At 69.7% G+C, this 7566-nt stretch carries 10 protein-coding genes; all 10 read left to right on the top strand.

Translation table 11 applies throughout. The annotated features are described in order from the left end of the window. Window positions 1–642, top strand: a 642-nt coding sequence (locus tag ACNPM4_RS20020; protein ID WP_448986932.1) for a sigma-70 family RNA polymerase sigma factor, incomplete at its 5' end; no start/stop codon positions are given. Window positions 643–751: 109 nt separating this feature from the next. Continuing rightward, window positions 752–1582: a flagellin N-terminal helical domain-containing protein gene (locus ACNPM4_RS20015; RefSeq protein ID WP_448986931.1), complete on the top strand. Its 831-nt coding sequence runs from the start codon at window positions 752–754 to the stop codon at window positions 1580–1582. A 75-nt stretch (window positions 1583–1657) separates the two neighbouring features. Further along, window positions 1658–3040: a flagellar filament capping protein FliD gene (fliD, locus tag ACNPM4_RS20010; RefSeq protein ID WP_448986930.1), complete on the top strand. Its 1383-nt coding sequence runs from the start codon at window positions 1658–1660 to the stop codon at window positions 3038–3040. Window positions 3041–3042: 2 nt separating this feature from the next. Then, a complete protein-coding gene (gene fliS, locus ACNPM4_RS20005) occupies window positions 3043–3429 on the top strand; it encodes a flagellar export chaperone FliS (protein ID WP_029262226.1) in 387 nt (128 codons plus the stop codon). Then, window positions 3426–3734: a hypothetical protein gene (locus tag ACNPM4_RS20000; protein WP_231481817.1), complete on the top strand. Its 309-nt coding sequence runs from the start codon at window positions 3426–3428 to the stop codon at window positions 3732–3734. The genes fliS and ACNPM4_RS20000 overlap by 4 nt, the downstream gene beginning before the upstream one ends. 109 nt (window positions 3735–3843) lie before the next feature. Then, window positions 3844–4185 (top strand): flagellar basal body rod protein FlgB, encoded by a 342-nt coding sequence (locus tag ACNPM4_RS19995; protein ID WP_029262224.1) that lies wholly within the window; start codon window positions 3844–3846, stop codon window positions 4183–4185. Further along, entirely contained in the window at window positions 4182–4574 is a 393-nt protein-coding gene (locus ACNPM4_RS19990) for a flagellar basal body rod protein FlgC (protein WP_448986929.1), read from the top strand. Before ACNPM4_RS19995 ends, ACNPM4_RS19990 begins: the two co-directional genes overlap by 4 nt. Next, entirely contained in the window at window positions 4574–4876 is a 303-nt protein-coding gene (gene fliE / locus ACNPM4_RS19985) for a flagellar hook-basal body complex protein FliE (protein WP_029262222.1), read from the top strand. Before ACNPM4_RS19990 ends, fliE begins: the two co-directional genes overlap by 1 nt. After that, entirely contained in the window at window positions 4876–6504 is a 1629-nt protein-coding gene (gene fliF / locus ACNPM4_RS19980) for a flagellar basal-body MS-ring/collar protein FliF (protein WP_448986928.1), read from the top strand. Before fliE ends, fliF begins: the two co-directional genes overlap by 1 nt. Further along, window positions 6501–7505, top strand: a complete 1005-nt coding sequence (fliG, locus tag ACNPM4_RS19975) for a flagellar motor switch protein FliG (RefSeq protein ID WP_029262220.1) — start codon at window positions 6501–6503, stop codon at window positions 7503–7505. The genes fliF and fliG overlap by 4 nt, the downstream gene beginning before the upstream one ends. Window positions 7506–7566: the final 61 nt, after the last annotated feature.

Here is a 7566-nt window from a genome sequence, read left to right as displayed (position 1 = left end):
CCGTCGCTGGGCGTCCCCTTCGGCGCTTACGCGCGCCGCCGCATCCTCGGGGCATTCGCCGATGAGATGCGTTCCATGGACTGGGCCTCCCGCGGCATCCGCAAGCGCATCAAAGAGACGGTCGCCGTGCGCGAGACCCTCACCGCAGGACTCGGCAGAACGGCGACGGCGGCGGAGGTCGCCACCACGATGGGCGTCGCGAAGGACGTCGTCCTCGAAGCCCTCGGCGATGCCGCCCGCACCGTCACCACACTGGAAGACCCCGCCGCCCGCGATGTGACCGCCGACATCCTGCTGCCCGAGGAATCGGCGCTCGTCGGTGAGCGCCGCGAGGTGCTCGAGCAGGCCGTCGCCGCGCTGCCGGAGCGCATGCGCCGGATCGTGCAGGGCGTCTACTTCGAAGAACGCCCCGTCAAGGAGATCGCCGAAGAGCTCGGCGTGACCCATTCCGCCGTGTCGCAGCAGAGGTCGGAGGCCATCCGCCTGCTGCGCGACGCCCTGGACCGGTACTTCGCCGAAGGCGCCGCCCCCGCCACGACGACCCGGGTGTCGGCCGGAGCGCGGGACGCCTACTTCACACGGATCGCCGACGCGGCCAGCGCGCGGATCGCCGGCGTCTTCCGCGAATCGGCGCCCGCCTAGCCTCCTTTCCCGCGCGCCCGGCTAACGCCCGCGCCGCCTCCGCCGATAGGTGTGTGCGGGAGACCACGGATGGTCTCTCGCACAACGAAATTCACGGAGGAGAACCCTTATGGGTATGCAGATCAACACCAACGTGTCGGCGCTCAACGCCTACCGCAACCTGTCCAGCACGCAGAACGACCTGTCGAAGTCGCTCGAGAAGCTCTCGAGCGGTCTGCGGATCAACCGTGCAGCGGACGACGCCGCCGGCCTCGCGATCTCCGAGGGCCTGCGCTCGCAGGTCAACGGCCTGAACGTGGCGGCGCGCAACGCCCAGGACGGCATCTCGGTCATCCAGACCGCGGAAGGCGCCCTGACCGAGGTCCACTCGATCCTGCAGCGCGTTCGCGACCTGACCGCTCAGGGTGCGAACGACTCGAACAACGCGAAGTCGCGCGAGGCGATCCAGAAGGAGATCAACACCCTGGGTGATGAGCTCACCCGGATCGCCGAGAGCACGAACTTCAACGGCATCAAGCTGCTCTCGGGTGGCACGACGCTGACGTTCCAGGTCGGTGCGGGCGCGGTCGCCGCCGAGGACCAGATCTCGGTCGGCCTGACCAACTTCGCCACCCTCGGAGCAGACATCAAGGGCTACGCGGCGACGATGACGGATGCGGCCACCTACGGTGCCGCGCTGGCTGACATCGACACGGAGATCCAGGCGGTCTCGACCGCACGTGCCGGTTACGGTGCGCTGCAGAACCGCTTCGAGTCGACCATCAACAGCCTCAACGTGTCGGCGGAGAACCTCGCCGCCGCCGAGAGCCGGATCCGCGACACCGACATGGCGTCCGAGATGGTCAAGTTCACCTCGGCGAACATCCTGTCGCAGGCGGGCACGGCCATGCTGGCCCAGGCTAACCAGTCCAACCAGGGCGTTCTCCAGCTCCTGCGCTGAACCACGCCATAGGGTCCGGGCGGCGGCTGCGCCCGTCGCCCGGCCCCTGTCCGCTCCCGCCCTGCAAAGGCGATCATGTCTCTCTCGCTCGACGGCCTCGTCTCCGGCCTGAAGACCACAGAGGTCATCAAGGCCCTGATGGACGTGCACGCCATCCCGCGCTCGCTGCTCAAGGCGAAGATGGATGACAAGAACGGCATCGTCACCCAACTGCAGACGCTGAACACCGCGATCCAGAACCTCGCCACCGCCGCCGAGAAGGCCGCGTCGCGCGACGGACTGGCACGCTTCACGACATCGTCGTCGTCGAACACCGTCACGGTCGCCACCCGCACCGGCGCCGCCCCGGTCTCGGCGGAGATCGTCGTCGACAAGGTCGCCAAGAACCACACCATCGTCTCGGCCGCGTCGAACGGATGGCCCGTCGACCCGCCGGTGATCACCCTCGAGAACGCCCAGGGCGAGCGTCTGCAGATCGAGGCCGACGGCGCCTCGATGCAGGAGGTCGCCCAGGCCATCAACGAAGCGGGCTTCGGAGTCGTCGCGTCAGCAGTGCCCGCGGGCCGCGACGCCGACGGCAACCCCCTGCACCGCCTGCAGCTGCGCGCGGCCGACTCGGGCGAGGGCGGCCAGTTCCGCGCCTATCGCGGTGACGTCGCCGCCGTCGAGGCCGGCACCGCATCCGACATCGCCACCGAAGCCGGGGCGGCCGTGATCGCGGTGGGCGCCGACGCACAGTTGCGGCTGTGGGCGGGCACCAGCGCCGAACAGGTGCTGACCTCGTCGAGCAACACCTTCACCGATCTGTTCGACGGTGTCGACGTGACGGTGTCCGCGGCATCCGCCGACCCCGTCACGATCGGCGTGACGGTCGACACCGAGGCCCGTACCAAGGCCTCCGCGGAGTTCATCGCCGCGGTCAAAGACATCCTGACGCGTATCGACAACGGGTCGAAGGCCACCGTCGCCGCGAACCAGGGCGACAAGACCACCCTGGGCGTCTTCACGGGCGACAGCACCGTCCGCTCGCTGCGGACGGCGATCGCCGATGCCATCCAGCATCCGGTCGATGGGGTGTCTCCCTCCTCCATCGGCATCGAGACCGACATGTACGGCGTGCTGAGCTTCGACGAGGAGAAGTTCGCCGAAGCCCTCGCGAAGGACCCGGATGCGGTCGCCGGACTGTTCTCCGACGTCGCCTCGCGCGTGCAGGACACCGCGAAGGTGTACTCCGACAAGTACGACGGCCTGCTCACCTCCCGCATCACCGGCCAGGAGAGCGAGGTCAAGAGCCTCGGCGAGCAGATGGAGCGCTGGGACGTGCGCCTCGCCCAGCGGAAGGCGACGCTCGAGCGCACCTACGCCCGCCTCGAGGTCATGCTGTCGCAGCTGCAGTCGCAGTCCACCTACCTGTCGTCGCAGATCGCCGCCCTGCCGACCTCGAGCTCGGGGAAGTGAGCATGAACGCCGCCCTGCGTGCGCAGCAGCGCTACCGTGACGATGCCGTCCTCTCGGCACCGCCCGAGCGTCTCGTGACGCTGCTGTACGACCGGCTGCTGCTCGACATCGAGCGCGGCGAGGCCGCACAGCGAGCCGAGGACTGGACCGAGGCGAATGCCCAACTGCAGCACGCGCAGGCCATCGTGTCGGAGCTGACCTCGTCGTTGACCGACGACTGGAACGGCAGCGCGGGCCTCCGCTCGGTGTACGTCTTCCTGTCGCAGACCCTGATCGGCGCCAACATCGGCCGCGATCCCGAGCGCACCCGTGCGTGCCACGGGATCGTCGCCCCGCTGCGGGACGCCTGGCACGAAGCCGCCAGGACCGTCGCGGAGACCCGGTCGTGAGCGCCGACGACGTGACGGCGGAGTGGACCGAACTGCTGGATCGCCTCGAGCTCGACGCCGACCGCATCCTCACGGCTACCCCCGGAACCGCCGACACGGCCGTCATCGAACCGTGGACGCCGCCCTCCACTCCCCTGCCCATGCATCTCGCCGATCGCGCCCGCCGGGTGGTCGAGCGTCAGCGCCTCGCGATGGAGCGCGCCCGCACCGATCTCGACGACCTCCGACAGCACCTCGGCGCGGTGGACCGGATCCCGGGGACCCGTCGCCCCGATGCTCCCGCATTCCTCGACGTGGACGGCTGAGACCGCTCCCTAACGTCGTGCGCGACCCTGCCGATAGGACAGGGAGAGCACGGATGGCTCGCAAGACTCGGCCATGGATCGGCCACACCACCACACACGGGGAGCGGTCGTGTTCGATTCTGTGACCATCAACGCGCTGACGAGCGCGCTCGACGGCCTCGCGCTGCGCCAGCGGGCGATCGCCGACAACATCGCCAACATCAACACCCCCGACTATCACGCCAAGCGGGTGCGCTTCGAAGAGGCGCTCGCGGACTCGGTCCAGGCGGGTGACGGACGGGTCGGCTCGACGGTCGGCACCTCGCTCGAGCCCACGCGCCTGAACGGCAACAACGTCAACCTCGACACCGAGACCCTGTCCAGTGTCGACACGATGCTGCGCTACCAGTTCGCCACGCAGGCCGTGAACGGCTCGTTCGCGTCGATGCGCGCGGCGATGAGGACCTCATGACCTTCGACGCGATCGGCATCGCGAGCACCGGCCTGACCGTGCACCGCAAGTGGCTCGACGCCATCAGCGACAACATCGCGAACATCAACACCGTGACGGCGACCGACGGCGCCGCCTTCCGTGCGCGGTACATCACCGCCCAGACCAGCAACCAGTCGCCGGGTGTGTATGTCGCCGGTTCCGTGCAGGGCAGTGCGGAGGGGCGGCTCGTGCATCAGCCCGACCACCCGCTCGCCGACGCCGACGGCTACGTCCGCTACCCCGACATCGACCTCGGCGACCAGATGAGCCAGCTCATCCTCGCGCAGCGCGGCTACCAGGCCAGTGCCGCGATCGTCGACCGTGCCCGCAACGCCTACGAATCCGCCCTCCAGATCGGACGCAGCTGATGGATCCCCTCTCCGGCGTCGAGGGCATCTCCTCGGCGTTCACCCTCGCCCCGCCCACCGCTCCGGCGAAGGCGGCGGACGACACCGCCTTCGCGAACAGTGTCACCGGTGCGATCGACGAGCTGCGCTCCCTGCAGTCCGAATCCGACGCGCTCAAGGTCGCCGCCGTCACGGGTGACCTCGACGACATCCACTCGGCCATGATCGCCTCCTCGCGCGCGTCGGTCACCCTCGAACTCGTCGCCGCCGTGCGCAACAAGGGCGTCGACGCGTTCAACGAGATCATGCGGATGCAAGCCTGATGCCCCAGGCCGTCACCAACGTCTTCCAGCGGATCGGACGCGTGATCGCGGGCTTCACGCTCGCGCAGCGCACCATCGCGATCATCGGCGTGGCCGTGCTCGCGCTCGGGATCGTCGCGCTCTCCAGCTGGCTGACCCGCCCGACCTACACCCCGCTGTTCTCGGGGATGAGCGCCTCCGATGCGAACGCCGTCGTCGAGCAGTTGCGATCGTCTTCCGTCCCCTACGAGCTCGCCGACGGCGGTGCCACCGTGCTCGTGCCGGAGAAGGACGTCTACGACCAGCGGCTCGCCGCCGCCTCCGCCGGTCTCCCCGGTGCGAGCTCCGGCGGGTACTCGCTGCTCGACGACATGGGCGTGACCACCTCGGAGTTCCAGCAGTCCGTCACCTACAAGCGCGCCATCGAGGGCGAGCTCGCCGCGACCATCTCGTCCATCGAGGGCGTGACGGCGGCCTCCGTACAGCTCGCCATCCCGGAGGAGAGCGTCTTCGTCTCGGAGACCGTCGACGCCACCGCATCGGTGTTCGTGGAGACCTCGGGCAGCTCGTCGCTCACCTCGAAGCAGGTCGAGGCGATCGTGCACCTGACCTCCGCCGCCGTCAGCGGCATGAAGCCCGAGAACGTCGCCGTCGTGGACCAGAGCGGCCAGACCCTCTCGGCCGCCGGCGTCGGGGCGATCGGCGGCGTCGACCAGCAGGCCGGCGACTACGAGGCCCGGGTGACCGCGAGCGTGCAGCAGATGCTCGACACCGTCGTCGGCCCCGGCAACGCGACCGTGACGGTGGTCGCCGAGATCGACCGCTCGGTCAACGAGCGTGTCGAAGAGACCTACACCCCGGCGGAGGGCGCGCCTCCGCTGACCGAGCAGTCCCGAACGGACACGCAGAACGGCTCGAGCTCCAACGCCGGTGTGCTCGGACCCGACAACATCGCGGTGCCGTCGGCCGGCGCGGACGGCACCTCCGAATCCACGGAGACCTCGAAGACCAACGCCGTCAACAAGAGCACGCAGAGCACCTCGACCCCCGCCGGCAACGTGCTGCGCCAGTCGGTCTCGGTCGCGGTCGACGCGGGTGCCGGTGGCGACCTGAGCACCGCGCAGCTGACCGAACTGGTCGAGACCGCCGCCGGGATCGACACCGCACGCGGCGACTCCATCGCCGTCGAACTCGTCTCGTTCAGTCAGACGGATGCCGAAGCCGCACAGGCCGCCCTCCAGGCCGCCAAGGACGCGGAGGCGGCCGAGCGTCAGGCCGTGCTCCTGAACACCGCCATCATCGCCGCCGCGATCGCACTGCCCCTGCTGCTGGCTGTCATCGCCGCCCTCGTGCGGATGCGGCGCCGCGCCAACTCGGCGACCGAGTTCGATCAGCTGTTCGGCGACCGGCCTGCCCCGTTGTCGGCGGCCCTCGACCCCGGTGCGGCCACCGTCGCCATCGACCAGGCAGCCACGACGCCGCTGGCCTTCCTCGAGACGACACCCGACCCGGAGCCGGAGCCCGACCCCGAGCCCGCGCAGGTGAGCCTCGAGCGCCGCCGCGCCGAGATCGACTCCCTCACGCGACAGGACCCGAAGCGCACGGCCGACCTGCTGCGGACCCTCATCGACGACAGGCAGCACGTATGAGCGGGTTGACCGACCGGCAGACGGCGGCCGTCGTGCTGATGAACCTCGACCGCGCGCAGGCGATCGAGGTGATGAAGCACCTCTCGGAGTCGGAGGCCGAGGCCGTCGCCGCCGAGATCATCGAGCTGCAGGACCTGGACGCCGCCACCACCGCCCAGGCGCTCGGGCAGTTCCACCGGATCGCGACCGGACACCTGCCGCCCGCCCGCGGTGGTCGTGACCTCGCGGCCGGTCTGCTGGAGGCATCGTTCGGCGCGGAACGTGCCGCGGCAGTGCTCGGCCGGGTGGGTTCGACGTCGATGAACTCGTCGTTCGAGTTCCTCGGCTCCGCCGACCCGGCACAGCTGGCGACCCTGCTCGACGGCGAGCTTCCGCAGACCGTCGCCCTCGTGCTCGCGCACCTGCCCACCGACCGCGCGGCGGCCGTGCTGGCAGCGCTCCCCGACCCGACCCGCACCGATGTCGCCCACGCGATCGCGACCATGGGCACCGCGTCGCAGGAGGCGATCGCGATCGTGGCCGACGCGTTGAAGACCCGCACCGGGAGCTTCGCGAGCCGCGACGCCCCGGAGACCCTCGGCGGCGTCGAACCGCTCGTCGAGATCATCGCCCGCTCCGGGGCGACCGTCGAGAAGGCACTGCTCGCGAGCATCGAGGACCGCGACAGCGCCCTCGCCGAAGACATCCGCTCGCGCATGTTCACCTTCGCCGACATCGTCAAGCTCGACGACCGCGACACGCAGCGGGTGCTGCGCGGCATGGACATCCGCTCGCTGGCTCTGGCGCTGAAGGGCGCCAACCAGGCGATCGCCGATCTCATCCGCCGCAACGTCTCCGAGCGCAACCGGGAGAACCTCGATGAGGAGGCACGGACCCTCGGTCCGGTGCGCGTCTCACAGGTCGAGGAGGCCAGAGCCGAGATCGTCCGCACCATCCGCGCCCTGGAGGCGGCGGGCGACATCACGGTGCAGCGCACCGACGAGGACGAGTATGTCTACTGACGCGTTCTCTCCGGTGCTGTTCCCTCGTCTCGACGGACGCGCGGACGGCGCGGAGCATGCG

The sequence above is a fragment of the Microbacterium umsixpiens genome (genome assembly GCF_053543675.1).
Note: the sequence above shows the minus strand (reverse complement) of the source record. Positions and strands in the feature narration are given on the sequence as shown.

What these genes read in the sequence shown, in the direction of transcription:
- fliS (WP_029262226.1), top strand. Translation starts at nt 3,043, where the DNA reads ATGAACGCCGCCCTGCGTGCGCAGCAGCGCTACCGTGACGATGCCGTC.
- fliE (WP_029262222.1), top strand. Translation starts at nt 4,574, where the DNA reads ATGGATCCCCTCTCCGGCGTCGAGGGCATCTCCTCGGCGTTCACCCTC.
- ACNPM4_RS20015 (WP_448986931.1), top strand. Translation starts at nt 752, where the DNA reads ATGGGTATGCAGATCAACACCAACGTGTCGGCGCTCAACGCCTACCGC.
- fliF (WP_448986928.1), top strand. Translation starts at nt 4,876, where the DNA reads ATGCCCCAGGCCGTCACCAACGTCTTCCAGCGGATCGGACGCGTGATC.
- fliD (WP_448986930.1), top strand. Translation starts at nt 1,658, where the DNA reads ATGTCTCTCTCGCTCGACGGCCTCGTCTCCGGCCTGAAGACCACAGAG.
- fliG (WP_029262220.1), top strand. Translation starts at nt 6,501, where the DNA reads ATGAGCGGGTTGACCGACCGGCAGACGGCGGCCGTCGTGCTGATGAAC.
- ACNPM4_RS19990 (WP_448986929.1), top strand. Translation starts at nt 4,182, where the DNA reads ATGACCTTCGACGCGATCGGCATCGCGAGCACCGGCCTGACCGTGCAC.